This is a genomic window from Citrobacter sp. Cy070 (genome assembly GCF_030332245.1).
Classification (GTDB): Bacteria; Pseudomonadota; Gammaproteobacteria; order Enterobacterales; family Enterobacteriaceae; genus Citrobacter; species Citrobacter youngae.
In genome coordinates this window covers 1-26,025 of the sequence record NZ_JAOWIG010000086.1, presented here as the reverse complement: position 1 = coordinate 26,025, position 26,025 = coordinate 1, and the positions used below count along the sequence as shown (strand labels likewise).

Here is a 26,025-nt window from a genome sequence, read left to right as displayed (position 1 = left end):
TAGCCGGAGAGGTTAGTGGTCACGAGTGGCCTCCTGTTGCAGGCGTTTGAGCAGTTCCAGTTCGGCCTGGAAATCGACGTAATGGGGAAGTTTGAGGTGCGAAACAAAACCCGCCGCCTCGACGTTATCCGCATGCGCCAGCACGAACTCTTCGTCCTGCGCCGGTCCTGTGACCGTTTCATCGTATTCGGCTGCCTGTAGGGCGCGGTCCACCAGCGCCATCGCCATCGCTTTACGTTCGCTCATACCGAACACCAGCCCGTAGCCGCGGGTAAAATGAGGGGATTCGTTTTCCGGCGCGACAAAACCGTTGACCATTTCACATTCAGTCATCAGCAGTTCGCCGACGTTCACCGCAAATCCCAGCTCTTCCGGGACGGTTTCCAGTGGCACATAGCCGCTGCGGATTTCGGCGGCAAACGGGTGGTTGCGCCCGTAGCCGCGCTGGGTGGAGTAGGCCAGCGCCAGCAAATATCCCTCGTCACCACGCATCAGCTGTTGCAGACGTGAAGCGCGTGAGCAGGGGTAAACCGGCGGCGTGCGGGTGATGTCATCGGGCTGAGCGCCGTTATCCTCTTCACGCTTTGCCAGGCCCTGATTCGCCAGCAGGGAGAAGACGTGCGGGGAGGCATCTTGTTCGCTCTCAGCGGTGCGCAGGGGCGGCGCTTCACCGTTCGCCAGCAGGGTAAAATCCAGCAGACGATGGGTGTAGTCGTAGGTTGGACCCAACAACTGCCCGCCGGGAATATCCTTGTAGACCGCGGAGATTCTGCGCTCAAGGCGCATTTCTGCGCTGTTAACCGGTTCGCTGACAGCGACCTTTGCCAGCGTAGTGCGGTAAGCGCGGAGCAAAAAGATGGCCTCGACGTTATCGCCGCTGGCCTGTTTGAGCGCCAGCGCAGCCAGTTCGCGATCGGCGATGCCGCCTTCGGTCATCACCCGGTCGACGGCCAGGTTCATCTGCTGTTCGATTTGCGCCACGCTCAGTTCAGCAATGGTCTCATCGCCCCGGCGTCGGTTTTCCTGCAGGGCGTGGGCGTTGGCTATCGCCTTTTCGCCCCCTTTGACGGCGACGTACATCAGCACACCTCCACATGGGTGGTTCGCGGAATAGCCAGCAGCCGTTCGCCGCAGGTGAGGATCAGATCGACTCCCAGCGGGAACGGGTGCGGGCGTTCGGTGAGCTCGTGGATCAGGCATTCCGGCAGCTGTGGCGCGATCATGCGTTCTTCGGCGATGCCCGCGCCGGTCAGACGCAGCATGCGTCCACCGCTTAAGCCAGAAACTTGCACAATCAGCGTGGCGCTGGTTTCAGGTGCGACAGCGGAACCGGCTGAGAGGGCATTTAGCTGTTCGCTGCTAATGCGTTCGTCGGTGACGGCAAAGGCCGCCAGTTGCGGCTGATCCACCAGCGGCGCGTTGGTGTGAAAACGCAGGTTCTGCCGGGCGATATCGTTATCCATCGACGGCGCCAGCCAGACCGGCGTGTCGCCATCGACCAGGGTCAGCAGCACGCTGGTGGTCGCCAGACCCAGCGGCTGCCAGCCGTGTTTCAGTTGATGCAGGGCGACGATTACGCCCGGTTCGCTCATGGCTTTCAGCAGGCGACGAAAGCTCTGCTGAGCATCCTGAACCGGTAAATTAAATGCGGTCTGTAAGGTCATGCGTTATCTCCGCGTACCAGCGTGAAGAAGTCGACCCGGCTGGCGTTGACTTCGGCACGGCGGGCGCTAATCAGCGCCTCGCGTTCCGCTTCCAGCGGGACAATTAAGGTTTCCATGAGGTTCTGGAAATGCGTTTGTTCCTGCAGCAATGCGTCAATGACCGCACACTGCTCGGCGTGTTGTTTATTGCGACCCAGCAGGTAGCTGTAGCCCAGCGTCCCGCTTTTCAGGCGAATAACCGCGCGGGTGAGCGTGGTGTCGCCAGCAAAGAAGCGATTACCGGTGCCGCCCATACGGGCCTGGATCTGCATCAGTCCGCTTTCCGGGGCGCGGATAAGCTCATAGTCCGGCGTTAGTTTGAGCGCCTTGATACGCGCATTCAGGGCATCGGCATTGCTGTAAGCCAGCGCGCGCATCCAACGCTGGCGAGTGGCGGTATCGAAATGCATTCAGTGCTCCATGGTGAATTCGATCATGTCGGCGCGGGTCAGGCTGACGGAATATTCCGCCGCCTGTTCTTCGCCTTCACGGTGGTTCAGAGTGCGCACGCACAGCAGCGGCGCCATATTGGGGATTTCCAGCACCTTGCTCTCTTTGGCCTGCGCACGGCGGGCGCTGATGCGCGTTTGCGTGCGCAGCAGCGTCAGACCGGATTGTTCGCGCAGGTAATCGTGCAGTGAGCCGCTGTTAAAGCCTTGCAGCAGCGGCCACAGCGTGAGGTCGGAAAAATAGTGGTCGATCTGACACAGTGCGATGCCGTTTACCCGGCGCAGGGTGCGCAGGTGAATCACGTTATCGCCCTCGTTAATGCTGAGCGCATCGGCAATGTGGCCGGAGGCCGGACGCAGCACCGCCAGCAGTTTTTCACTGGTGGGGTGGCTGCCCTGGTCCAGCAGGTTCTGACTAAAGCGCGCCTGGGCATTCAGCGGGTAGTCGAACGGGCGCATCAGCACCAGAACCCCCACGCCCTGACGACGCTGAACCCAACCGCGTTCAACCAACTGGTCAATGGCGCGGCGCAGGGTGTGGCGGTTTACCTCGAAGCGCGCGGCAAGCTGATGCTCGGCGGGCAGATAGTCACCGCAGCGATAATGTTGACGAAGCTCCTGCTCAAGTCTCGCGGCAATTTCCTGATAACGCGTTGGATAACTGGTCGGATGTGTAGACAAGTGCATAGCAATCAATGCCTCGCTAATCAGATAAAGTGCTTACGCAAACGCTGGGAAAGGAAATCCAGCAGGCTGACGGTGACGATGATTAACACCATCAGGGCGCAGGTTTGCTGGAACTGAAAGCCGCGAATCGCCTCCCATAAGGTCACGCCAATACCACCGGCTCCCACCATCCCGACTACCGTGGCCGAACGAACGTTGGACTCAAAGCGATACAGCGAATAGGAGATAAGCAGCGGCATGACCTGTGGCAGAACGCCGTACAGAATCTCTTCAATTTTGTTGGCTCCGGTGGCGCGAATGCCTTCTACCGGACCGGGCTCAATGGCTTCTACCGCTTCGGAAAGCAGCTTGGAGAGCACCCCGGTGGTATGGATAAACAGCGCCATTACCCCGGCGAACGGACCCAAACCAACGGCGACCACGAACAGCATGGCGAAGACCATTTCGTTGATGGCGCGACAGGCATCCATCAGGCGGCGCATCGGCTGGTAAATCCACCACGGCACGAGGTTATCGGCGCACATCAGACCGAAGGGAATCGACAACACCACGGCGAGGGCAGTACCCCAGACGGCGATTTGCAGCGTGACGGCCATTTCACCGAGATAGTCCTGCCACTGACTGAAGTCAGGTGGAAAGAAGTCGGCAGCGAAGGTTGCCATATTGCCGGAATCCTGGATCAGCGTGAGCGGGGCCATTTCGGCGCCTTTCCACGAGACCACCAGCACGGCGAGAAGAATGGCCCAGCTCAGCAGCGAGAACCAGCTACGCTTGGGCGGGGCAACGGTGATGGTTTGCATGTTTGGCTCCGTGCATCGGTTATTGCCGGATGGCGGCGCAGGCGCCTTATCCGGCCTACAAAACATCGTAGGCCCGGTAAGCGAAGCGCCACCGGGCATCAGGGTTATTGCACCGCTTTGGTGACGCTGGTCATGGCGCCCAGGGCGGCGGTCAGGCGGTCGAGATCATCAAGCTGTGCTTTCAGCGCCGAGGTTTTGCTGGTTTTCTCTTCCTCGTTCAGCCCTTTGTTGTCCTTCACGCCCTGCATCTCTTTAAACAGCGCCAGTTGGCGAATCGGCACCAGTTGCAGATCGCTGGAGGCACGGAACGGCGCCCAACCCAGGCGTTCCAGGACGGTTTTCTGCTCCGGCGTTTTGCCGTAGTTCATGAAGAAGTCGTACACCTTGTCCTTGGTGGCTTCAGAGAGGTTCTTACGCCAGACGATCGGATCGCCTGGGATCAGCGGTGACTTCCAGATAACCTTCAACTCTTTCAGCTTGTCCGGTGCGGACGTTTTCAGCTTGTCGAGGTTTTCGGTGTTGTTGGTAGCCACATCCACCTGTTTGTTGGCGACGGCCAGGGCGTTAGTTTCGTGCCCGGCGTTAACGGTGCGTTTGAAGTCGCTGGCGGAGATGTTGTTTTTGGCGAAGACGTAATAACCGGGGACGAGGAAACCTGACGTAGAGTTGGGATCGCCGTTGCCGAAGGTCAGATCCTTACGTTTGGCGATCAGATCGTTCAGGTTGTTGATCGGGCTGTCTTTGTTAACGATCAACACGCTCCAGTAACCCGGAGATCCGTCGGCGGCTACGGTCTGGGCAAACACTTGTCCGTTAGCGCGATCCACCGCTTCCATTGCTGAGAGGTTGCCGTACCAGGCGATATCCACTTTGTTAAAGCGCATGCCCTGGATGATCCCGGCGTAGTCCGGAGCGAAGAAGGCGTTTACTTTCACGCCCAGCGATTTTTCCATGTCCTTCAGGAACGGTTCCCACTGTGGCTTCAGGTTTTGCTGTGATTCGGTCGAAATAATGCCAAAGTTCAGCGCTTTTTCTTGCTCCTCGGCATGGGCCGGGCTTAACAAGGTACTGACGCTAAACATGCTGGTGAAAGCCAGCGCGGCAACTGTCTTATAGCTCATGTCGTTTCCTTAATTAGTCATTGTTCCAGGCTATTTCACTTGCCAGCCTGAATCCGGGCAGTGCTCAAAATCCTCACGTACTGCGTGTACGCTCCGGTTTTTCCGCGCTGGCCGTCTCCAGCCTGGCTGCGCCAATAACGCCTGGTTTTTTAGAACTATGCAGCCTGCGCGTTCTGTTCGACGCGGTTCATGCTGCGGTAGAGATGGTCAAAACGGTCGTTGTCAAAATGCTGGCTGCTGCCATCAAAGAAGACGTTGCCCTGGCGCAGCGCGACAATGCGTTCGCAGTAGCGCAGGGCGTAATCCACCTGATGCAGCGTGACGACCACGGTGATGCCGTCGGTCTGGTTGATGTCGCGCAGGGTGTCCATCACGATGCGCGCGGATTCCGGATCCAGCGAGGCAATCGGCTCGTCGGCAAGGATGACTTTGGCCTGCTGCATCAGCGCGCGGGCAATCGCGACGCGCTGCTGTTGTCCGCCCGAAAGCGTGGAAACACGTTGATATGCAAAGTGCGCCATGCCGACGCGGGTCAGCGCCTGTAACGCGCGTTGTTTCTGCTCAGCGGTAAACCAGCTAAAACAGGTGCGCCAGAACGGCGTGCTGCCGAGCGCGCCAATCAGGACGTTCTCCAGCACCGTCAGGCGGTTCACCAGATTGAACTGCTGGAAGATGTAGCCGGTGTGGGCGCGGCTTTTGCGGATATCGCGCGCCAGGCGGCCTTCATGTTGAACGGTGCGACCCAGCAGTTCGATGTGGCTACCAGGTGATTTATCACCGACGATCAAACCGCTTAAATGACGTAAAAGGGTGGATTTGCCGGAGCCGGACGGCCCAAGCAGAGCCACCATCTCACCGGCACAGATATTCAGATCAACCGCATTAAGCGCCTGATGTTGATTGAAGGATTTGGAGAGTTTCTCGACGCGAATAACCGTTTGCATGATGCGGCCTCCCTAAAAAAGTGGCCCCATCGTGGCGGATCAATGTGACGTTTTCGTTAAAGGAAGGTTACTTGGCGATGAAGAGTTGAGCGATATTTGATGACAGTACGGGAGGGCTGGCCTCCCGTTGGATTACTCTGTAGGGGGGTGCTGTTGTTTGACGACGTTGATCATCCACGGCACGCCATACTGGTCGCTGACTTTACCGAAACCGTGGGCCCAGAAGGTTTCCTGCCAGTCCATTTCGATTTTTCCGTTTGCTGCCAGGTTATCAAACCAGCGTTTGCCTTCATCGACGTTTTGTGTGTCGAGCACCAGCGTAAAGCCAGAGTAGTGCGCGTTTCCGTCGGGGGCGCTATCGCTCATCATGATATCGCTGCCCGCAACGCGCAGGTTGGCGTGGGCAATAGCGGTATCGGGGAATTTCATGCCAGAAGGGCAACCTTCTTCACTGTCCTGCGCCGATTTGGGCATTTCACCGAAGTTGATTTTGTAGAGCAGCTCAGCGCCTAACGTTTTTTGGTAGAAGGCGATAGCGTCAGCGCAGTTGCCTGCAAAGGAGATATAGGGACTTAACGGCATAATCTTTACCTCAGAGTAAGAGAAGCCAGTTAAGTGTAGTTATCGTCTGTATAAATAAACCAGGCGGGAAGTATGGGCTTCCCGCCTGGCAGATGAGCTGGTGTAGACCTGATGAGCGTAGCGCCGTCAGGCAATTTGCATCAGTTCTTTTTCACAAACTCAGATTTCAGCTTCATTGGGCCAAAGCCATCGATTTTGCAATCGATGTTGTGGTCGCCTTCAACCAGGCGGATATTCTTCACTTTGGTACCGATCTTCAGCATGGAAGAGCTACCTTTTACCTTCAGATCTTTTACTACGGTAACGCTGTCGCCATCGGCGAGCAGGTTGCCATTAGCATCTTTAACGATCAGTTCGTCGCTGTCCTGAGCGGGTTCAGCGTCGTTCCATTCGTGAGCGCATTCCGGGCAGATGAACATGCCGTTATCTTCGTAAGTGTATTCGGAGTTGCATTGTGGGCAGTGTGGTAATGACATGTGGATTTCCTCAAAAGTCAGCAGGGGCAAAAGCGCCCAAAATTGGCAGATTGCCGAAAAAGGCCGCAATTATACATAAAATCCCTGCTTTTGTCGGGGCTACAGGCCAATTATGCCCAACTATCTGTTGTGGCGTCAGGTTGCTTTCACGTCTATGAAAACCAGAAGGAATATTTTTTAAGGGAAATTGCTACGTTTAGCTATTTAAGATAAGGTGAGGCGAAACACCCGATATTCATAGGTAGCATGGCTTACAGACTAGCTAAGTCATTGTGAGTGAATACTTTGTGACCCCCTTAAATTTGGTAGGGGAATTAAGCTGGCATTTTTTAAAACTGAACTACTCTGTTTATCTTTCTTACTTAATATAGTAAGTGAGAGGCATCAGGCCAGCAGTCATACGATAAATTTTATTTTAATAATATCAGCTGGTTGTTTTAATTTTAATTATTTCCACACGTAATTATAAAAGCCGAAAATCTATAAATAAAACGATTTGGCTAAATAAAAGTAATGCTATTTGCGTTAAGGAAAGATTTTCCATGTACACACAGACAATTTATGAATTAAGTCAGGAAGCTGAACGCTTACTGATGCTCTCTCTTGAACATCTCAGGCAATTGCAGAAATTGCCAATGACCTCGGCGAATGATGTCATGCTGAAAAAAGGAGAGCATAGTGGACAGGTTGTTCAGCCCCTGCATTTCAGCGCGCGTGGCATGGATGTCCAGCAGGCAACGCTCAACAATGAACTGCGAAAGATTACCCGTCTGGAAATGGTTCTGGCGATCGTCGGTACGATGAAGGCGGGAAAGTCGACGACGATTAACGCGATTGTCGGAACTGAGGTTTTACCTAATCGTAATCGCCCGATGACGGCGTTACCGACCCTTATCCGCCATACACCGGGACAGAAAGAGCCGGTGCTGCATTTTTCGCATGTCGCGCCAATTGACGCCTTAATGAAAGTATTACAGCAGCGCGTGCGGGAATGCGATCGTCAGCGTCTGGCTCAGACGCTGGAAATAGATAAGGATATGAATGCCCTGCTCCAGCATATTGAAAACGGCGTGGCATTTGAACGCTATTACCTTGGCGCACAGCCTATTTTCCATTTTCTCAAGAGCCTGAACGATCTGGTGCGTTTGTCTAAAGCGCTGGAGGTGGAGTTTCCGTTTGCCGCCTATGCTGCAATTGAGCATATTCCGGTTATTGAGGTTGAGTTCGTGCATCTGGCCGGGCTGGCAAGTTATCCGGGACAATTGACGCTGCTGGATACGCCCGGGCCGAATGAAGCCGGGCAGCCACACTTACAACAAATGCTCAATGAACAGCTGGCGCGGGCTTCAGCGGTACTGGCGGTGATGGATTATACCCAACTGAAGTCGATTTCGGATGAGGAAGTCCGTCAGGCCATTATGGCGGTTGGAAAGTCAGTACCGCTGTATGCGCTGGTTAACAAATTCGATCAGAAAGACCGCAACAGTGATGATGAAGAGCAGGTGCGGGCGTTAATTTCCGGCACGTTGATGAAAGGTGGTATTACGCCTGAACGTATTTATCCGGTCTCCTCAATGTGGGGATATCTGGCCAACAGGGCACGTCATGAACTCATGAATAATGGGCGCTTGCCGGATCATCAGGAGCAGCGCTGGGTCCAGGACTTTGCCGAAGCGGCACTCGGCAGGCGCTGGCGTACCACCGATCTTGAGGATAAAGAACATATTCGCCATGCCGCCGATCTGCTGTGGGAGGATTCGTTGTTTGAGCAGCCGATCCAGAAAGTCATTCACGCCGCTCACGCCAATGCTTCGCTGTATGCGCTTCGCTCGGCATCACACAAGTTATTGAACTATTCGCAAAGCGCACACGAATATCTGGAGTTTCGCGCCCACGGCTTAACCGTAGCCTATGAGCAGTTGCAGATGAATATCGCGCATATTGAAGATGATATGCAACAGTTGCAGAGAAGCCAGGCGCGGGTGGGCGACGAGGTCAGTCACGAGGTTGAGCTGGCGCTTGAGGCTGCTGCGGCCTATCTCAGTGAGCAACAGACCGAGATTCTGTGCGGCATCAATACGTTCTTTGTTAAAGAAAACGTGCTGATGATGTCACAACATGGCATGGGAGCTGCCATTGCAACGGCGGAAATGGCCGGTGATATGCTGGTGTTGCATGACGAGGGGCAAGCGAAAATTGTGTTAGATAAAATTCGCTCCTCCTGTGAGGTTGTCCTGCTGGCGGCGCAGGAGAGTATCAGCCGGGACCTGGCGCTGCGTTTTGAGGCGCTTGAATCGACGTTATCCCGGGCGCTGAATGACGCTATGCGGCCTATTGAGCAGCGGGTGAAAGAGGAACTAAACCACGCCGGTTTTCGTGCGCGGATCCGTTTTCCAGCCTTTCATGCGGCGATGTTTAATTTCAATACCCGCCAGTTGTTTAACGAGGCTATTGAACAGGATATCCCTGCTGATAATACCCCGTCCACCGGTGGTGTTGTGCGTGACACGTTCTCACGTTGGTTGAATCAGCCCAATTGGGGATGGAATGATTATGTCGAAACAAAAACGCGTTACCTCATTGATATGGGCGCGTTGCACAAGAATCTTGTCCATTATGTCACTCAGTTTTGCCAACAAATTCGTAAAGCTTTAGTTGCTCAGGTCGATATTTCCGTTACGGCAGGCATGGCCACGTTTTTTGCTGATTTTTCACTGTGTCTGACGCAATTGCAGGCGAGCCTGCGCGAGAGTCTGACCCTGCGCCAGCAAAATGAATCGGCGGTGAATGCAATGAATGAACAATTGCAGCATCGTATTACGACGGCGGCATGGATTTATGAAGATTCCCGCTTGCTGCGTGACGATATCCACACCCTTTTTGCAACCGAGCATACATGACTAACGTGTTACTGGAAGGCCCTGGGCGGACGCTGGAGTGCGTCTACCCGAAGTTTATGGTCGATCTGGTTCAGGGAGATGAAACCAAACGTTCCGGCGGTTTTCTGCAGCAGCAGCAGCGGTTGCGTGCGCGCCTGACGCAGGAAGTGTTATCCCAGACGCAACTGCGGGCGTGGGTGATGGCGGGGGTTTCCAGCGAACACCTGGTGATGCGCCTTAAGCTGGTGGAAAAACTGGCGGGTACTATCGATCCTGGTCACCTGGCGCTGGTACGTATTGCCGAGCGACTGGTGTTCTTACAACAAACTGAACAGCCACGCGGACAATCAACTCCCGGCGTGATGCAGCAATTAATTTCACTGGCTGACGGGTTTGCCCAACGTAGCGCATATAAAGAGAAAGCGTTGACGCAACGTGGGCTGACCGTGCAGGCAGGCGAACACAGTGAACAGATTTTTACTCGCTGGCGGGCTGGCGCGTATGACGGCTGGTCATTACCCGGACGCTGCTTTGTTGCGCTGGAGGAACTGCGCTGGGGCGCCTTTGGTGATGCCTGTCGGCTGGCGAATGCCGATGTAGTGTCGATGCTAAAAGACAATTTACGCACGATGGCTGCCCAGACGCTGGCGCATAGCGTGAATGCGGCACCTACTACGCGCCATTATTATCATCAATGGCTGAACTCACCTGCAGTTGGGGGGGCGAGCGAACATAACGATCTGCTGAGTTGGCTGGGTGACTGGTGCGATGCACAGCGCCATCCGGTGAGCTGGTCGGTGACGCAGCGTTGGCAGAATGTGGCGTTAGGGATGCCGAGACTGTGTTCGGCAAAGCGACTGGTTGATGCGATGGTTGAGGAGATTTTCGCACCCCCCCAGCTTATCAGTTGAGCTGGGGGGCGTGAGGCAAAGGCAGGCTTAGTGGTGCAGTGAGTCTGCCGGGGTCGCCACCGTCTCGTTGGCGACCTGATTTTTATTAAAACGTTTGGCATACAACGCGGTGATAATCGGCACCAGAATGGCGGTGACAATCACGCTGGCAGCGACCAGAGCAGTTGCCGAAGCGGCAACCGGTTCAAATGCCGGGTTAATCTGGGCGATGATGACTGGGTTAGCCACCGCGGCACCAGCTGCAGAAGAGGCTGCTACGCCCGCCGTACCGTTCCCGCCACCAATGACGCGGTCAGCAATAATCAGCGGGATACCGGTGATAACGATGACGGCCACACCCAGCAGGATACCCAGCAGACCGGTATCAACGATGACGCTCAGGTTAATGGTGTTACCCAGTGCGAAGCCGAAGAACGGAATCAGTACCGGTGTCGCTTTGCTAAAGAAGGCACGCAGGTCGTGATCCAGGTTGCCCAGTGTAAAGCCGATCAGGAACGGCAGGACCGCGCCGATGAAATGGTGCGGCTCGAAAGAGGCCAGACCGGCAGAGCCCAGAATGACCATGGTCATTAACGGACCGGATTCCAGAGACATTAACACAAATGCGCCAGACTCTTCTTTCGTACCGTACTGGTTCATCAGGCTGGCGTACAAACCCCCGTTGGTCATGTCCATTGCTGAGACAATTGCCAGTACGGAAAGACCTGCAAAGAACCCGGTTTGAATGCCTGTATCAGGAATAAATGAAGCGGCAATCATTGCCACTGCCCAGGCTACGGCTATTTTGGTTAATACCAATGTACCTGACTTGCGTAATACCGTACCGGTTGCTCGTAAATCAATTGATGCACCGATACAAAAAAACCATACTGCCAGAATCGGAACTGTCCCGCTGATCATACCTTTGGTAAATGAACCGAAATACGCGCCCGTATCGGGAGCTAACGTATTTAACACTGCGCCTAATAACAGAGGAATCAACATCATTCCGCCGGGGATGCGTTCAATCGTGGCTTTAATTTTCATAAACGTCCTCATGTCTTGTCGCAGGTTATAAACGCGCAAGAAAGTAAAAATCATTTAAATTCAAAATGTTACTTGTGGTTTTTAACAGAGAAAACGGCTATCTCTTTGTTTTATAAAATCTAACGCGGCATACGTTGAGCATGTTTCTGCTCCCAGGGATATTGCGTCTGGAATTAGTTTGCATTCACAGGAACATTGATTCAATCAAAATAAAACGATGTTTTAGTTATCTTCATCACATATTCCGAGCAAAGATCACTACAGGTTCCGATTATTAAAAAACCTGTGATCTTTTTGTGAAGGGATTAGGTGGTTTTTTTGCTAGCAGAATAATAGTGACTGCTGTGATTGTTGATGGAGCCAGGTGATTTATTCTTGTATTTAATTTTCAGTAAATCGCAAGCGTGCCATGTAAAAAAGCTGACTCAGAATGACCTTATTTACGCAGGTTGACGAAATGAAAAACTATGTGTGAAGTTGATCACACATTTAAACACTGTTAGGGTAAAGAGGTCATTAACCGCCCAATCAGGCGTCAACAGGTTCGGTTGTACTGTGCGTTTCTCGTCAGTGTAAGTAAACCTGCTACGCTTGTTACAGGGATTGCGCCTGTGCAATCCCCGCTCGGCGATGACCTTAGCGCATACGGCGTTGGGAGACTCGAACTGTAGCGCGACAGGGCTAAGTCTATGAGGACTGGTATGCTAAAAAGGAAAAAAATAAAGCCAATTACGCTTCGCGACGTCACCATTATTGATGACGGAAAACTGCGAAAAGCCATTACCGCCGCGTCACTCGGTAATGCAATGGAGTGGTTTGATTTTGGTGTTTATGGGTTTGTTGCTTACGCATTAGGTAAAGTGTTCTTCCCGGGGGCTGACCCCAGCGTGCAGATGGTTGCTGCACTCGCTACCTTCTCCGTTCCCTTTCTGATTCGACCGCTTGGCGGATTGTTCTTCGGTATGCTTGGCGATAAATACGGTCGCCAAAAGATCCTGGCTATCACGATTGTGATTATGTCGATCAGTACCTTCTGTATTGGGTTGATCCCTTCGTATGCGTCTATTGGTATCTGGGCACCGATCCTGCTGTTGCTGTGTAAGATGGCACAGGGCTTTTCGGTCGGCGGCGAGTATACCGGCGCGTCGATTTTTGTCGCAGAGTATTCCCCGGACCGTAAGCGTGGATTTATGGGCAGTTGGCTGGACTTCGGCTCGATTGCCGGGTTTGTGCTGGGTGCGGGCGTGGTAGTCCTGATCTCAACTGTCGTCGGCGAAGACAACTTCCTTGAGTGGGGCTGGCGTATTCCGTTCTTCCTGGCGCTACCGTTAGGGCTGATTGGCCTGTATCTGCGTCATGCTCTGGAAGAAACACCTGCATTTCAGCAGCATGTCGACAAGCTGGAGCAGGGCGATCGTCAGGGTCTGCAGGAAGGACCGAAGATTTCGTTTAAAGAAATTGCGACTAAACACTGGCGTAGCCTGCTGGCGTGCATCGGTCTGGTGATTGCGACCAACGTCACTTACTACATGCTGCTCACCTATATGCCGAGCTACCTGTCGCATAACCTGCACTACTCTGAAGATCACGGTGTGCTGATTATTATCGCCATTATGATTGGTATGCTGTTTGTGCAGCCGATTATGGGGCTGCTGAGTGACCGCTTCGGACGCCGTCCGTTTGTGATTATGGGCAGTATTGCGCTGTTTGTGCTGGCCATTCCGGCATTTATCCTGATTAACAGTAACGTTATCGGCCTGATTTTCGCCGGGTTGCTGATGCTGGCGGTGATCCTTAACTGCTTCACCGGGGTGATGGCATCAACGTTACCGGCGATGTTCCCGACACATATTCGCTACAGTGCGCTGGCCGCCGCGTTTAATATCTCGGTCCTGGTAGCTGGTCTGACCCCGACGCTGGCCGCCTGGCTGGTGGAAAGCTCGCAGAACCTGATGATGCCAGCTTATTATCTGATGGTGATTGCGGTGATAGGTTTAATTACCGGCGTGACCATGAAAGAAACCGCCAATCAGCCGCTGAAAGGGGCGACACCTGCCGCTTCGGATATTCAGGAAGCGAAAGAGATCCTCGGCGAGCACTACGACAATATTGAGCAGAAAATCGAAGACATCGATCAGGAAATTGCAGAGCTGCAGCTTAAGCGTTCGCGCCTGGTGCAGCAGCATCCGCGTATTGATGAGTAATTGTGTCATTGCCTGATGGCGCGAGCTTTTAGGCCTACGGGTCGCATTGTACTTTGTAGGCCGGATAAGGCGTCAGCCGCCATCCGGCGCGTGGCCTTAAGGTTGGCTTAATATCCTTCAGGCAAACTCTCCTCCATAGTATCGGAGGAGAGTGTCATGAAAACCCGTATTTATGAAAGTTTGACCACCGTTTGCAGCGTACTGATTGTGAGCAGTTTTTTGTACGTGTGGGTGAGCTCTTACTGATCTTTCTCCAGCACCACCCAGGCGCGAGTGCCACTGGCTCCTGGGCGGTTTTGCAAAAAGAACTGCCCGTGGTGTAACTGGGTAATTCGACTGACAATGCTCAGCCCCAGCCCAATCCCGCCAAAACGGCTATCCATACGCACAAACGCTTTGCTCAGTTCCCCACATTTACTTTCATCAATGCCTGGCCCTTCATCTTCGACGGCCATGACGGCATCATGCTCTGTATTCAGGCTAATCGTAATATGGGTGCCTTCCGGGCTGTAGCGATGGGCGTTCTCCACCAGATTTCTCAGCAGCATCCGCAATAGCGTGGCGTCGCCGCGTACGATGACATCCTCTGCGCTCGCCGGTAGGAGCAACGTTTGCTGGCGCTGGTCCAGCATCGTGCTGAGTTCATCGTAAGAGGGCAGAATCACGTCCTCCAGTAGTTTGACGTGCTGGTAGCTTCCGGCCGAAAACGACTGACCCACACGGGCGAGTTGCAACAGCTGCGACACGCTGTCCATCATTTGGTCGAGACGGGTGATGAGCGGCGTAACGTCAACATTGTGGGTTTTTGACAGCAATTCCAGATGCAGACGAACGCCGGATAGTGGCGTTCGTAGCTCATGGGCAACGTCGGCAGTAAACAGACGCTCGTTGTCGATAGTGGTTGTTAGCCGCGTAACCAACTGATTGAGCGCCGTCACCACCGCCTGTATCTCAATGGTGGAGCTACGGATATTAATGGGAGCCAGATTATCCGCTGTGCGAGTTTCTAACTCCTGTTGGAGATCGGCAAGAGGACGGGTAATGCGCCGTACCGCCTGATAGCAAATAATGAGCGTCAGGCTGACCATAAAAATGCCGGGGACGATCAGGCTGGCGATAGCCTCGCGGATCTCATGCATGATATGGCGATCGTTGTTACGGTTTTCGCGTAACGCCTGTTCGAACAGCTGTATTTGCTCGGTGCTTTCGTGCCACAACCAGAAGGTGCTAATCAGCTGGAAGACCAGCAGAATCAGGCCGATCGTCAGCATTAAACGCTGGCGAAGCGGGAGCGGTTGTTTTAGAAAACGCATCAAATTCACTTAGCTTTCCTCAGTAGCGGCCAGCATGTAGCCAAAACCTCGAACCGTGCGAATGCGTGATTTTCCCACTTTATCGCGCAGGTTGTGGATGTGGACTTCCAGCGTATTGGTTGATGGCTCGTTGTCCCAGCTGTAGATGTCGTTATACAGAATCTCCCGGTGTACCGGGCTTCCAGCTTTGAGCATCAGCCGCGACAATAGCGCGTACTCTTTTGGCGTTAAGACAATTTCTTGTCCATCCATCCACACCTGGCGGCGGCCGATATTCAATGTCAGGTTGCCAATGATAATCTCACTTTCACCCTGATTGTTATGCCGACGTAACAGCGCCCGAATGCGGGCATGCAGTTCTTCCAGCGCGAACGGTTTGACCAGATAGTCATCAGCGCCGACATCCAGTCCGGTGATGCGGTCTTTCACGGTATCGCGGGCGGTCAGGATGAGTACCGGCACGGTGTATTTTTTCTGCCTGATGCGGGTCAGAAAATGCAGGCCATCCTCATCCGGTAAACCTAAATCCAGAACGACAAGGCTGTAATGCCCCGTTTCCAGACAATGCTCGGCGGCACGGGCCGTGGATACGCCATCGCAGGCGTAGCCTTCCGTTTGTGCGGCAAGTATCAGCCCCTGTAGTAACAGCGTATCGTCTTCAACAATCAGAATTTTCATTCGGTTAGCCTCCCCGGCAGGGTTGCAGAATATCATCTGCCGCTTGGTATTTCTGTGTTTGCACGCCCGTTAATCCCAGCAGGGTTGAGAACAGATTATCCTGTGAGAAATCTTCTGAGCTGGCCCGTTTTTGTAAACATGTCTGAGAGACCTGATAGCGTTGCTGATAATCTTCTGAGAGCCACAACAGCATCGGTACATGTTTTTGTGTGTCAGGTGCAATCGAATACGGCAGACCGTGCAAGTAGACGCCGTTTTCTCCTAAGGATTCACCGTGATCGGAAAGATAAACCAGGCTGGTGGTGAAATTGTCCTGATGCGCTTTCAGTATATTGATCGCTTTATCAACAATATAGTCAATGTACAGGATGGTATTGTCGTAGGTATTCACCAGTTGCTGCTGCGAACAGGTTTGAATTTCGTTGGTATCGCAGGTTGGGGTAAATTTCTTAAACTGTGGCGGATAACGGTTGTAATAGGTTGGACCATGGCTGCCGATGGTGTGCAGCACGATCACGCCGTCGCCCTTCAGGTTATTAATGTACTCTTCCAGCCCGTGGAACAGGACTTCATCGTAGCATTCACCGTTAATACACTGTCCTGGTAAGTTCAGCGCAGTCATATCCTGATGCGGTACGCGGTCACAGGCACCTTTACAGCCGCCGTCGTTATCATTCCACAGAACGTTAATTCCCGCCCGTTGGATGATATCGAGTACGCCTTCCTGGTGGTGAGCCAGCTCTTCATCGTAATGCGCTCGTGGCATGTCGGAGAACATGCAGGGAACGGAAACGGCTGTCGCCGTACCGCAGGACGTTGTATGCGGGAAATAAACGACATCATCTTTTTCCAGCAACGGATTGGTCTGACGTGAATAACCTGACAGAGAGAAGTTGTCGCCGCGTGACGTTTCACCGAGCACCACAATAGTGAGGTTCTTACGTTTTCCTTTCACCATTTCTGGATTACGGTGTGCATCTTCGCCAATACGCACCAGCGGCAGGTTGGCCAGTCTCTGGTGTGAATACCAGGATGACGTTGCCACGATGCTGTTGGACGGGCTGAGGGACTTAACCAGCTCTTTGTTATTACGAAACAGCGATGCGTAATCTTTATAGAAGAAGGCGGCGACCAGCACGATAAGCAGTGCCGATATCAGGATATTCGCAGCGCGATACAACACGCTGCGCAGCACTGGCGTAATGGGTTTGATTCTTATCCAGCAGGCAACGATGGCGGCCAGAATGCCGCTCAGCCCCAGCGTCAGGAGCATTTGCGGCGTCATGAGGGCGAAGGTTTCAGCCGGTGTGGTATCCATCATGTTGGCGATCATCGAGCGGTCGATGATGATGCCGTAGGTCATGATGAAATACTGGGCGGATGCTCCGACCAAAATGAAAATGCACGCGACCAGGCGGTTAAGCCACAGGAAAGAGGCCAGCGTGAGCACGATATTCATGACGCTGAACGCGACAACCGGCATCGATAAGAACACCAGGATATTGCGCAGGGAATCCAGCGGAAGGTCTTGCAGTACCTGTTTGTAGAACGCGATGTTCAGGAAGGTCGCAAGATAAAATGAGATCAGCAATAGCCAGCTGATTTGCCCGAGAGTCGGTCTTTTAAACAGGAGCTTTAACATTAAGGGGGTTCCATCGACTAAGTGGAGCGGATCCTCTCAAAGTAAAATTAAGCCAACATTAAGTTCTTAATGTTAGCAGGTAGTGGTGGGGTGTGTGATGCGTAGGCCCGATGCGCTTATGTCATCGGGCAACGACGCTTACAGGCATTAATTATTGTTGGTCGGGGCATCCAGAGGATACGGGTTTTTATGGATCCGGTTGTAATTGAGCGCATACAGTGCGGTGATTACCATCAACATCACGAACGACCACATCACTTCTTTGGCGCCAGAACCCACCACCGCCCAGATGCAGTAGACAAATGCCACAAAGGTCACCAGTAAGTACATCGGACGCGCTTTACCAAAGTGACCGTGGCCCAGCAGCAGCAATGCCGCGCAGGTGTACAGATATGGCACCAGGGTGAAGATAACGGAGACCGAAGAGACCAGACCAAATTCTTTTGCGGCGTTTGGCGACATGCTGCTGAACTGGAAGAGGGTCATCAGGATCCCGACGATGATTAGCCCGGCAACCGGTGTTCCCGCCTTGTTGACGCGAGCGAAAATCGGTGGGAACAGGCCGTCATCGGCTGCCGCTTTTGCGGTCTGGCCGGCCAACAGTGTCCAACCACCCAGTGAGCCAAGGCACCCAGCCGCTGCACAGAAGGAGACAATGGCCCCAGCGGTATCACCCAGTGCCATGCGTGCAGCATCACCAAACGGTGAGGCTGACACCCGCAGTGCAGCGTTAGGGATCATACCCATAATCGCCGTAGTTGAGAGAACGTAGCAGACGGCGGCAATCAGTACCCCGCCAATGGTGGCGATAGGGACGTTACGTTTCGGGTTTTTAACCACACCGGCGGCAACGGAGGCGCTTTCAACCCCAATGAACGACCATAAGGTTACGTTTAAGGTGCTTTGGATGGCGCCGAAGGTATTCATGCCGCTGACGTTCCAGGCCGCCATATAGGTTTCACCGCGGAACCAGAACCAGCCGAAGACGGCAATACCGACAATGGGCACCAGCGCCAGTACTGTCGCAACGGCCTGCACGCGAGTGATCATTTTTGGACCGACAATATTCAGTAAGACGAAAACCCACAGTACAACGACACAGGTGAGCGTCAGAACCAACGGATCTTTTAAGATAGGGAAGAAGTAGCTCAGGTAACCGACGCCAATAACGACCATGGCGATGTTACCAATCCAGCAGGCCAGCCAGTACAGCACGTTGGTCTGGTAGCCTAAAAAAGGACCGAAACAGCGGCGCGCATAAGCGTAAGAACCACCGGGACTGGAGTCTAAGGACGACATTTTGGCGTACACCATCGACAGTGCCAGCGCACCGATAATAGTGACCAACCATCCGTAGATTGCAATCCCGCCAGTTGACGCCAGGTTTGCGGGTAGCAGGAATACACCGGAACCCATAATATTCCCCGACACCATAAGGGTGACGGGGATTAAGCCCACTTTGTGAGCATCAGCATCCGTCGACATATTTTTTAACTCCTGATAAGGATAAATGACGTCACATCATACCTCTTCAGAAGACTATTTTATGATGGCGGAACAGGGGTATCGCCAATGCTGATATTATTATGGCTCATCGCTAAATGATCAAAAATCAGGCAGCGGAGGGTTCCCGATGTTGACTGACATAATGCAGTGGCGTCATTCCATAGAACTCTTTGAAGACGGAGATAAAGTATGAAGTACTGTTATATCCGCACAGCTGAGATACCTGTGAAATGTTTTTCCCGTCCATCATTAATTGATTGACGGCATAACGCATACGGCACGTGGTTATTATTTGACTGTAACTTGTATTTTCATTTTTTAGCTTTTTCTTTAACAAACTGGGACTCAGGCATAAGCAACTGGCGACCATGCTTAAATTCCAGTCTTTATGAATATCGCTCTCAATGATGTGGTAAACGCTGTCGCTGATGCGATTGCGTAACATATGCATAAGTAGGGAGATAAACTTTTTGCTGTCGAGAAAACGCGATAATACGGTGAACAGTAGCGAACGGGTACGCTCATTTTCGCCTTCGTTTTGCGTTTCCATCACGCTGTGTTGAGCGGCAACCCGAAAGACATCCGGCGTCAGGCATACGGCGGTCATCACCGGATTGGCGCTACGTTGCCAGAGAGGGAACTGTGAAAGATCTTTATTTAAAAATCGTAGATAGTCTTTAATGACATCGCGACTGATATGTACGACCAGTGCGTTATTAAGTGAAGAAAAATCGATAATATTATTATCACACGCCACCAGAGCCATGTGGTTAGCTTTTAAACTGATGGCTTCTTTACCGTTAATCCTTAACCAAACATCTTTCTCCGTTAATACAACAACACAAGCTTCTTTGCTGCAAAGCCTCATACCCAAACTCCCGGAATATGAACATCAAATACCGTAACTCAGCACCTGCTGAGTAATCGCGGCTAAAAAAAAAATTGTATGATGAATCAAGACAAGCGATAAAATAGCGTGATTTTTAGTAATTACAATATCTGTAGGGATTCTTGGCATGTACATAATTTTTTACGCAAGTGGCAACGTACTATTTGCGTATAAAAAAAGCGCGGGGTGGTCCCGCGCAAAAGGTATGACAATGTTATTGTTTTGCAGCAATACTCAGGAATTACTCAACCATCACACGTCAACCTTATAAAAAATAGACTATCTAAAAAACGACATTAGGCTTTCACGCACATGACGTGATACACACCGTCAATAATTTCCGTTCCTTCGGTTTCATGTTCAAAGCCAGGGAAATGATGATCCCAGGATTGCAACGAACGTAGATAACTAATCTGCGGGCTGTTGGCATCGCCAAAGTTTTCCCCGGACAGCAGCATTGGAATTCCCGGTGGGTAAGGAATGACGGAGTTGGCTGCGATACGACCCGGCAGATTTTCAATCGCCACCATCTCAACGTTATCGCTGACTATCGCGTTATAGGCTTCACGCGGGGTCATTTCAGCAACAGGCAGGCCAGAGTAGGCCGCATTGAGTCGGCTACCTGGGTTATTTTCTTTCAGCCAGGCGAACATGGTGTCGCCCAGATCGTGAATACCCATGTTTGCGTAAGTGTCAGGATATTCCTCTACCAGTTCCGGCATCACCTGTGAGAGCGGAGTATTGGCATCATAGTGGTGTTTGAAAGAGCACAGTGTGTTTATCAGCGTGCCCCATTTACCACGGGTGATCCCCATTGAGAACAAGAACATAATCTGGAAATCGGTGGTACGGGTCGGTACGATGCCGTGGCGGCTAAGCCAGGCGGTAACCAGCGCCGCCGGAACACCGGTTTGTTCCAGCTCACCATCATCACCCATACCTGGCGCCAGAATACTGACTTTAATGGGGTCCAGCATGCTCCAGTTATCTGGCAGGTCTTTAAACCCATGCCAGGATTCACCGGGGCGCATTACCCAGCAGTTCTGGTCGGTCGTCAGGAGTTGGGTTGGCGCATCGGCAAAGTCATAGGTTTTTCCGGTCTGCGGATCGGTAACCACCTCTTTGTTCCACGGTTTGAAGAACCAGTCGCCCTCAGCCGTGAATTCTTTGTACAACCGTGCCATCGCCTGACGGAAATCGACGGCTTCATCGATCACTTCCTGGGTGAGCGACAGGCCACTGTTACCGTCCATCATGGAAACTGCCACGTCGTTTGATGCACAGATGGCATACAGCGGAGACGTGGTGGCGTGCATCATGTACGCCTGGTTAAAGCGGGAGAAATTAACCGCGCCACGGCCTTCACGGACGTGAATGTAAGATGCCTGAGAGAGCGCATTCAGCAACTTATGGGTCGAGTGGGTGGCAAAAACGGTGGGGCCGTTATGGTCGCCAGGTGCACCACGCATAGCGTAGTGATCGGCATAAATCGGGTTGAAACGCGCATAGCCGTACCAGGCTTCATCGAAATGAATGCGATCGCTGGTCTGGGCTAGCAGGTCTTGTGCCTCTTTTGCGTTGTAGCAGACGCCGTCATAGGTGCAGTTGGTTACAACGCTATATGACGGTTTCTGTCCGGTTTTGTCTTTTGTCAGTGGGCTTTCGCTGATTTTTCTCTGCAATGTTTCGGGCTGCATTTCCTGCGGGTAGATAGGCCCGATAATGCCGTAGCGGTTGCGGCTTGGTACCATGTACACCGGTTTTGCCCCGGTAAGAATGAGCCCTTGTTCAATGGATTTATGGCAGTTACGGTCCAGCACTACCACATCGTTATCAGTCATGCATGCCTGCATGATGGTGCGGTTAGAGCCAGAAGTACCGACCACCACGGACCATGAGTGGTCAGCGCCGAAGACACGTGCGGCATATTTTTCGCTTTCACCAAACGCGCCAGTATGGTCAAGCAGTGAACCCAGTGATGCGCGTTCAATACCCATGTCGCTACGGAATAGGTTTTCACCGTAGTAGTCATGATAGAAACGACCGGCCGGCGTTTTAGTAAATCCCACGCCGCCCTGGTGACCAGGGGCTGCCCAGGAATATTCGTGAATGTCACTGTATTTCATCAGCGCGCTGAACAGCGGTGGTAACAGCTGTTGGCGGTAACGGGTCATCGCAGCAACGGCGCGCCCGGCGATAAAGTCAGCGGTATCTTCAAGAATCCAGGCGAATTCATCGACAAGCTCCAGCAGATCGCGATCCAGCGATGCGGTGGCTTTTTCCCGATCGCCCAGCAGGAAAACGGGGACGTTTTGCTGGCGTTCGTGGAGCTTGCCGATCAATTGCCTGACATTCAGGTGTTCATCTTGTTGTTCCATTTGATAGCTGAACATCAGGCAATCAATGGCTTCATTTGCCGCGAGGATGGCATAACCATCGTCGAATGAGGTGGATTTAATGACGGTAACATTTTGGCGACTTAAGGCATCTGCCAGACGCTCAACAGCGCTACCAACCCAGGTGTCCTGATGCAGAAACTCACTTTCAACAATTAATACTTTCATCATCTTTTACCCGGTAGTGGAGAGGTTGCAATTTATGGATTGCAGACACACCGTATGAATGTGACGCAGGCAAGTATTATCCTGACAAATTGGGCTGTAAAGTGGCTGATAAATGAGCGTATTTTGTTTTTATTCCTTTATAAACAAATAATTAATATTCATCGAAGGCAGTTTTTCAGCATTGTTTATCGACAGGGGAATTATTTTTTTGGCTGATACTGATATTGCCGAATGGGGTGTGCTGTCAGTGGACATGTGTTTGCGCCATCCGACGCTTATCCGGCTATCGATTGTCGATGTTGCTGGCTCAGTTTGCGGTACTGCTGTGGTGACATGCCGACAAATTTGCTGAAAGTATCGTAAAAACGACTGCTGGAGCGAAATCCGGCGGTAAGGGCGACGTCCAGAATGGTTTTATCAGTGTCGCTCAGCAATGCGCGAACGTGGTTGATACGCATCGCGGTAATGTACTGCTTCATGGTGAGTTGCATCACACGCTGGAAAATCCCCATTGCATAGTTGGGGTTGAGCTTCACGTGCTCCGCAACATCGTTGATGGTGAGCGCCTGATCGTAGTTGTCGGCAATAAAACTGAGCATTTGACTCACGTAAAACTGCGCGTGATGTGAAACGCTGTTTTTGTGCGTGCCCGCGGTTTTATTGACCAGGACGGGCTGCCAGCCGGAGAGGCTAAACCGCTTGAGCATCAGGCTAATTTCATCGATGGCAAGCTGGCGAATCTGTTCGTTCGGGCTGCTTAGCTCCTGTTGCCAGCGCTGAACTTCAAAGGTGCTCAACTGCTGAGAGGCCTGTGATTTGATGACCATGCCATGAGTGACGTGGTTGATCAGCTCACGGTCCAGCGGCCAGGAGAGAAACAGGTGCATGGGTAAATTAAAGATAGCCATGTTCTGGCAGGCGCCATGTCGTATTAACTGGTGCGGCGTACAGGCCCAAAACAGGGTGATATGGCCCTGTTTTATCTGCACCACTTCGTTATTGATCAGGTATTCCACATCGCCGTCGAACGGTACGTTAATCTCCACCTGTCCATGCCAGTGGCTGGTGGTCATGGCGTGCGGTGCGCGTAGTTCGATATCGAGACGTTGATATTCCGAGTACAGCGACAGTGGGCTACGGGTTTGTTTCTCATCGCTGTTACACATGTGCGGATCGGGGGGAAGCGCTGAGATTGGCGGCGTGGTCATGGTAACTCCAGTTCCTGATTGTTCAGAATCATGCCATTTTTCAGCGGATAAGACTGCGAATCGGCGCGCAAATCAGGTCACCATTACCGGGTAGTGTGCTTTTTTGAACCCGTATACTCTGCTTTTCGGCAAAAATTATCCCAGAAACTCAGTTTTCGCCCGAACGAAAAGGCGAACTGAGTTTCTGGGAGTACTCGGTACAGAAGCCGGACGTTTTTCTTGCGTCCTCATGCCACCATGGCGTCATCACCCCACGTTCTGGAGAGTCATGATGTCTGCACCCAAAATTACTTTTATCGGCGCGGGATCGACGATTTTCGTGAAGAATATTCTCGGAGATGTCTTTCACCGCGATGCGCTGAAATCCGCACATATTGCTTTAATGGATATCGATGCAGCCCGCCTGGAAGAGTCGCATATTGTGGTGCGTAAGCTGATGGACTCGGCTGGCGCTTGCGGCCAGATCACTTGCTATACCGATCAAAAAACGGCATTGCAGGATGCTGATTTTGTAATAGTCGCTTTCCAGATTGGCGGTTACGAGCCGTGTACCGTGACCGATTTTTCCGTGTGCAAACGCCACGGTCTGGAACAAACGATAGCCGACACATTGGGGCCTGGTGGCATTATGCGCGCGCTGCGTACGATTCCGCATTTATGGCAGATTTGCGAGGATATGACCGACGTCTGCCCGCATGCCACCCTGCTTAATTATGTTAATCCCATGGCGATGAACTCCTGGGCAATATATGCACGCTATCCGCATATTAAACAGGTTGGGTTATGTCATTCGGTGCAGGGAACGGCGGAAGAGTTGGCGCGGGATCTGGATATTGATCCTGCTTCTTTGCGTTATCGCAGCGCCGGGATCAACCATATGGCGTTTTATCTGCAACTGGAGCGTAAAACGGCTGATGGGACCTATGTCGATCTCTATCCGGAACTGCTGGCAGCTTATGCAACAGGCCAGGTCCCGAAACCGAATATCCACGGCAATACTCGCTGCCAGAACATTGTGCGTTATGAAATGTTCAAAAAATTGGGGTATTTCGTCACCGAGTCGTCGGAACACTTTGCTGAATACACGCCGTGGTTTATCAAACCGGGTCGTGAAGATCTGATTGAGCGCTATAAGATTCCGCTGGATGAATATCCGAAGCGCTGTGTAGAGCAACTGGCGAACTGGCATAAAGAGCTGGAAGAGTACAAAACGACGGCGCGCATTGATATCAAACCGTCAAGGGAATATGCCAGCACAATCATGAACGCTATCTGGACCGGAGAACCCAGCGTGGTGTATGGCAATGTTCGTAACGACAACCTGATCGATAACCTGCCGCAGGGTTGTTGTGTCGAGGTGGCTTGTTTGGTTGATGCCAATGGTATTCAGCCGACAAAAGTGGGGGCTCTCCCGTCTCATTTGGCGGCGATGATGCAAACGAATATCAATGTTCAAACCCTGCTGACGGAAGCTATTCTGACGGAGAATCGCGATCGTATTTATCACGCGGCGATGATGGATCCGCATACCGCTGCGGTATTAGGGATTGAAGAGATTTATGCGTTGGTGGATGATCTGATTGACGCGCACGGTGAGTGGTTGCCGGCCTGGTTGCATCAATAAGGTCCATCTTGCGTCTGCCGGATGAACGTTATCGACATCCGGCAGTATGTATATTTAGTTGGCGATTACCAGTCCGTAGCGACGCAGCTGTGCACAGTGAACTCGCGCCAGTACAAGCACTGTCGTTAGCGCGCCGAGCAGGGCGCAGAACATATCCGACTGGGTATCCCATGGATCGCCCTGCGTACCCAGGAAGTCATCCGCGCCTTGCCCCATCGCCAGTGCCGCCCACCATTCAATGAGCTCATAGGTGGCGCTGATTGCCAGTGCTACGCAGCAGACTAAAAACGCTAACATCTTGCGGCCGCGGACAATATTGCCGCGGACTAAAATCTCTCTTGCCGTCAGCGCTGGCACCAGTCCCTGGAAAAAATGACCCAGTTTGTCATAGGGGTTGCGACTGAGATCCAACCACGCCTGCACTTCAAAACCAATGGGGACTTTGGCATAGGTATACATGCCGCCAACCATCAAAATGATGGCATGAAAGAAGATAAGCGTGTAGAGCATGGGAGTCAGCGGGTAGCGCTTCATGGTGGCGAGCAGCAATGGCACAACAATAATGACCGGCGTCACTTCCATCAGCCAGGTCAATTTTTCGGTGGCACAGAAGCCAGTGTAGATAAGGATCAGCGCCAGCACTATAGCGCCAGTGTTCAGTATTACAGGATTCAGTGTGCGGAGCATGGCGAATTCACAAGTAATGGAAAATATTACTATTCACTGTGAACGGCAAAAATTGGTAATGACTCCAACTTATTGATAGTGTTTTATGTTCAGATAATGCCCGATGACTTTGTCATGCAGCTCCACCGATTT

General features: G+C 52.4%; 24 protein-coding genes. 5 read left to right on the top strand and 19 right to left on the bottom strand.

From position 1 onward, the window contains the following. Window positions 1-12: 12 nt before the first annotated feature. The 9 genes from OGY19_RS17925 to OGY19_RS17885 all read right to left on the bottom strand — a co-directional run bounded on the left by OGY19_RS17925 (window position 13) and on the right by OGY19_RS17885 (window position 6,762). Complete coding sequence (locus OGY19_RS17925) at window positions 13-1,080, bottom strand: carbon-phosphorus lyase complex subunit (protein WP_115601128.1); 1,068 nt, start codon at window positions 1,078-1,080, stop codon at window positions 13-15. After that, window positions 1,080-1,664: a phosphonate C-P lyase system protein PhnH gene (gene phnH / locus OGY19_RS17920; protein WP_048213881.1), complete on the bottom strand. Its 585-nt coding sequence runs from the start codon at window positions 1,662-1,664 to the stop codon at window positions 1,080-1,082. The genes OGY19_RS17925 and phnH overlap by 1 nt, the downstream gene beginning before the upstream one ends. After that, a complete protein-coding gene (gene phnG / locus OGY19_RS17915; protein ID WP_115601127.1) occupies window positions 1,661-2,113 on the bottom strand; it encodes a phosphonate C-P lyase system protein PhnG in 453 nt (150 codons plus the stop codon). The genes phnH and phnG overlap by 4 nt, the downstream gene beginning before the upstream one ends. Then, entirely contained in the window at window positions 2,114-2,839 is a 726-nt protein-coding gene (phnF, locus tag OGY19_RS17910; protein WP_061067052.1) for a phosphonate metabolism transcriptional regulator PhnF, read from the bottom strand. 20 nt (window positions 2,840-2,859) lie between these two features. After that, window positions 2,860-3,639, bottom strand: a complete 780-nt coding sequence (phnE, locus tag OGY19_RS17905) for a phosphonate ABC transporter, permease protein PhnE (RefSeq protein WP_016155398.1) — start codon at window positions 3,637-3,639, stop codon at window positions 2,860-2,862. A 104-nt stretch (window positions 3,640-3,743) separates the two neighbouring features. Further along, window positions 3,744-4,760 (bottom strand): phosphonate ABC transporter substrate-binding protein, encoded by a 1,017-nt coding sequence (gene phnD / locus OGY19_RS17900; protein ID WP_048213878.1) that lies wholly within the window; start codon window positions 4,758-4,760, stop codon window positions 3,744-3,746. 155 nt (window positions 4,761-4,915) lie between these two features. Continuing rightward, window positions 4,916-5,704, bottom strand: a complete 789-nt coding sequence (phnC, locus tag OGY19_RS17895) for a phosphonate ABC transporter ATP-binding protein (RefSeq protein ID WP_048213877.1) — start codon at window positions 5,702-5,704, stop codon at window positions 4,916-4,918. A gap of 132 nt (window positions 5,705-5,836) precedes the next feature. Beyond that, window positions 5,837-6,286, bottom strand: a complete 450-nt coding sequence (gene yjdN, locus OGY19_RS17890) for a VOC family metalloprotein YjdN (RefSeq protein WP_115601125.1) — start codon at window positions 6,284-6,286, stop codon at window positions 5,837-5,839. 140 nt (window positions 6,287-6,426) lie between these two features. Then, the gene (locus OGY19_RS17885; RefSeq protein ID WP_003031835.1) at window positions 6,427-6,762 is read right to left on the bottom strand and encodes a zinc ribbon domain-containing protein YjdM; all 336 of its coding nucleotides are present in this window, start codon (window positions 6,760-6,762) and stop codon (window positions 6,427-6,429) included. Between the two features lie 542 nt (window positions 6,763-7,304). On the opposite strand from OGY19_RS17885, the gene crfC reads away from it, so the two are divergent. Together crfC and OGY19_RS17875 are read left to right on the top strand one after the other, a co-directional pair. Continuing rightward, window positions 7,305-9,662, top strand: a complete 2,358-nt coding sequence (crfC, locus tag OGY19_RS17880; protein ID WP_115601124.1) for a clamp-binding protein CrfC — start codon at window positions 7,305-7,307, stop codon at window positions 9,660-9,662. Next, window positions 9,659-10,552: a diguanylate cyclase regulator RdcB family protein gene (locus OGY19_RS17875; RefSeq protein WP_115601123.1), complete on the top strand. Its 894-nt coding sequence runs from the start codon at window positions 9,659-9,661 to the stop codon at window positions 10,550-10,552. The genes crfC and OGY19_RS17875 overlap by 4 nt, the downstream gene beginning before the upstream one ends. 27 nt (window positions 10,553-10,579) lie before the next feature. On the opposite strand, the gene kdgT is transcribed toward OGY19_RS17875, so the two are convergent. Next, on the bottom strand, window positions 10,580-11,578 hold the full coding sequence (gene kdgT / locus OGY19_RS17870) for a 2-keto-3-deoxygluconate transporter (RefSeq protein WP_048213873.1): 999 nt from the start codon (window positions 11,576-11,578) through the stop codon (window positions 10,580-10,582). A gap of 701 nt (window positions 11,579-12,279) precedes the next feature. On the opposite strand from kdgT, the gene proP reads away from it, so the two are divergent. Next, a complete protein-coding gene (gene proP / locus OGY19_RS17865; protein ID WP_048213872.1) occupies window positions 12,280-13,782 on the top strand; it encodes a glycine betaine/L-proline transporter ProP in 1,503 nt (500 codons plus the stop codon). Window positions 13,783-13,938: 156 nt separating this feature from the next. After that, on the top strand, window positions 13,939-14,028 hold the full coding sequence (pmrR, locus tag OGY19_RS24490; protein ID WP_003826741.1) for an LpxT activity modulator PmrR: 90 nt from the start codon (window positions 13,939-13,941) through the stop codon (window positions 14,026-14,028). Here the strand turns inward: pmrR and pmrB are convergent. The 7 genes from pmrB to melR all read right to left on the bottom strand — a co-directional run bounded on the left by pmrB (window position 14,022) and on the right by melR (window position 23,582). Next, the gene (pmrB, locus tag OGY19_RS17860; protein ID WP_086523823.1) at window positions 14,022-15,095 is read right to left on the bottom strand and encodes a two-component system sensor histidine kinase PmrB; all 1,074 of its coding nucleotides are present in this window, start codon (window positions 15,093-15,095) and stop codon (window positions 14,022-14,024) included. The genes pmrR and pmrB overlap by 7 nt on opposite strands. A gap of 9 nt (window positions 15,096-15,104) precedes the next feature. Further along, entirely contained in the window at window positions 15,105-15,773 is a 669-nt protein-coding gene (gene pmrA / locus OGY19_RS17855; RefSeq protein ID WP_048213870.1) for a two-component system response regulator PmrA, read from the bottom strand. A gap of 4 nt (window positions 15,774-15,777) precedes the next feature. Continuing rightward, window positions 15,778-17,415, bottom strand: coding sequence for a phosphoethanolamine transferase EptA (gene eptA, locus OGY19_RS17850; RefSeq protein WP_115601122.1), 1,638 nt, complete (start codon window positions 17,413-17,415; stop codon window positions 15,778-15,780). A 147-nt stretch (window positions 17,416-17,562) separates the two neighbouring features. Then, on the bottom strand, window positions 17,563-18,900 hold the full coding sequence (adiC, locus tag OGY19_RS17845; RefSeq protein WP_048213868.1) for an arginine/agmatine antiporter: 1,338 nt from the start codon (window positions 18,898-18,900) through the stop codon (window positions 17,563-17,565). A 127-nt stretch (window positions 18,901-19,027) separates the two neighbouring features. After that, window positions 19,028-19,789, bottom strand: coding sequence for an AraC family transcriptional regulator (locus tag OGY19_RS17840; RefSeq protein ID WP_048213867.1), 762 nt, complete (start codon window positions 19,787-19,789; stop codon window positions 19,028-19,030). Between the two features lie 317 nt (window positions 19,790-20,106). Beyond that, a complete protein-coding gene (gene adiA, locus OGY19_RS17835) occupies window positions 20,107-22,374 on the bottom strand; it encodes an arginine decarboxylase (protein ID WP_115602365.1) in 2,268 nt (755 codons plus the stop codon). 275 nt (window positions 22,375-22,649) lie between these two features. Then, window positions 22,650-23,582, bottom strand: a complete 933-nt coding sequence (melR, locus tag OGY19_RS17830; protein WP_115601121.1) for a transcriptional regulator MelR — start codon at window positions 23,580-23,582, stop codon at window positions 22,650-22,652. A 268-nt stretch (window positions 23,583-23,850) separates the two neighbouring features. Between melR and OGY19_RS17825 the strand changes: the two genes are divergently transcribed. Then, window positions 23,851-25,206 carry an alpha-glucosidase/alpha-galactosidase gene (locus OGY19_RS17825; protein ID WP_115601120.1) on the top strand — a complete coding sequence of 452 codons (1,356 nt, stop codon included), beginning with the start codon at window positions 23,851-23,853 and terminating at the stop codon, window positions 25,204-25,206. Window positions 25,207-25,260: 54 nt separating this feature from the next. Here OGY19_RS17825 and OGY19_RS17820 read toward each other — a convergent pair whose 3' ends face one another. Further along, on the bottom strand, window positions 25,261-25,893 hold the full coding sequence (locus OGY19_RS17820) for a DUF2238 domain-containing protein (RefSeq protein ID WP_048213863.1): 633 nt from the start codon (window positions 25,891-25,893) through the stop codon (window positions 25,261-25,263). A gap of 69 nt (window positions 25,894-25,962) precedes the next feature. Then, window positions 25,963-26,025: IS1 family transposase (locus OGY19_RS17815; protein WP_071603212.1), on the bottom strand; the 63-nt coding region annotated here is incomplete at its 5' end.

Coding starts and splice junctions, on each gene's coding strand:
- phnE (WP_016155398.1), bottom strand. CDS start 3,639: ATGCAAACCATCACCGTTGCCCCGCCCAAGCGTAGCTGGTTCTCGCTG.
- yjdN (WP_115601125.1), bottom strand. CDS start 6,286: ATGCCGTTAAGTCCCTATATCTCCTTTGCAGGCAACTGCGCTGACGCT.
- eptA (WP_115601122.1), bottom strand. CDS start 17,415: ATGTTAAAGCTCCTGTTTAAAAGACCGACTCTCGGGCAAATCAGCTGG.
- phnC (WP_048213877.1), bottom strand. CDS start 5,704: ATGCAAACGGTTATTCGCGTCGAGAAACTCTCCAAATCCTTCAATCAA.
- OGY19_RS17875 (WP_115601123.1), top strand. CDS start 9,659: ATGACTAACGTGTTACTGGAAGGCCCTGGGCGGACGCTGGAGTGCGTC.
- OGY19_RS17885 (WP_003031835.1), bottom strand. CDS start 6,762: ATGTCATTACCACACTGCCCACAATGCAACTCCGAATACACTTACGAA.
- kdgT (WP_048213873.1), bottom strand. CDS start 11,578: ATGAAAATTAAAGCCACGATTGAACGCATCCCCGGCGGAATGATGTTG.
- phnF (WP_061067052.1), bottom strand. CDS start 2,839: ATGCACTTGTCTACACATCCGACCAGTTATCCAACGCGTTATCAGGAA.
- phnH (WP_048213881.1), bottom strand. CDS start 1,664: ATGACCTTACAGACCGCATTTAATTTACCGGTTCAGGATGCTCAGCAG.
- pmrR (WP_003826741.1), top strand. CDS start 13,939: ATGAAAACCCGTATTTATGAAAGTTTGACCACCGTTTGCAGCGTACTG.
- melR (WP_115601121.1), bottom strand. CDS start 23,582: ATGACCACGCCGCCAATCTCAGCGCTTCCCCCCGATCCGCACATGTGT.
- proP (WP_048213872.1), top strand. CDS start 12,280: ATGCTAAAAAGGAAAAAAATAAAGCCAATTACGCTTCGCGACGTCACC.
- OGY19_RS17825 (WP_115601120.1), top strand. CDS start 23,851: ATGATGTCTGCACCCAAAATTACTTTTATCGGCGCGGGATCGACGATT.
- adiA (WP_115602365.1), bottom strand. CDS start 22,374: ATGAAAGTATTAATTGTTGAAAGTGAGTTTCTGCATCAGGACACCTGG.
- pmrA (WP_048213870.1), bottom strand. CDS start 15,773: ATGAAAATTCTGATTGTTGAAGACGATACGCTGTTACTACAGGGGCTG.
- crfC (WP_115601124.1), top strand. CDS start 7,305: ATGTACACACAGACAATTTATGAATTAAGTCAGGAAGCTGAACGCTTA.
- OGY19_RS17820 (WP_048213863.1), bottom strand. CDS start 25,893: ATGCTCCGCACACTGAATCCTGTAATACTGAACACTGGCGCTATAGTG.
- pmrB (WP_086523823.1), bottom strand. CDS start 15,095: ATGCGTTTTCTAAAACAACCGCTCCCGCTTCGCCAGCGTTTAATGCTG.
- OGY19_RS17840 (WP_048213867.1), bottom strand. CDS start 19,789: ATGAGGCTTTGCAGCAAAGAAGCTTGTGTTGTTGTATTAACGGAGAAA.
- phnD (WP_048213878.1), bottom strand. CDS start 4,760: ATGAGCTATAAGACAGTTGCCGCGCTGGCTTTCACCAGCATGTTTAGC.
- adiC (WP_048213868.1), bottom strand. CDS start 18,900: ATGTCGACGGATGCTGATGCTCACAAAGTGGGCTTAATCCCCGTCACC.
- phnG (WP_115601127.1), bottom strand. CDS start 2,113: ATGCATTTCGATACCGCCACTCGCCAGCGTTGGATGCGCGCGCTGGCT.
- OGY19_RS17925 (WP_115601128.1), bottom strand. CDS start 1,080: ATGTACGTCGCCGTCAAAGGGGGCGAAAAGGCGATAGCCAACGCCCAC.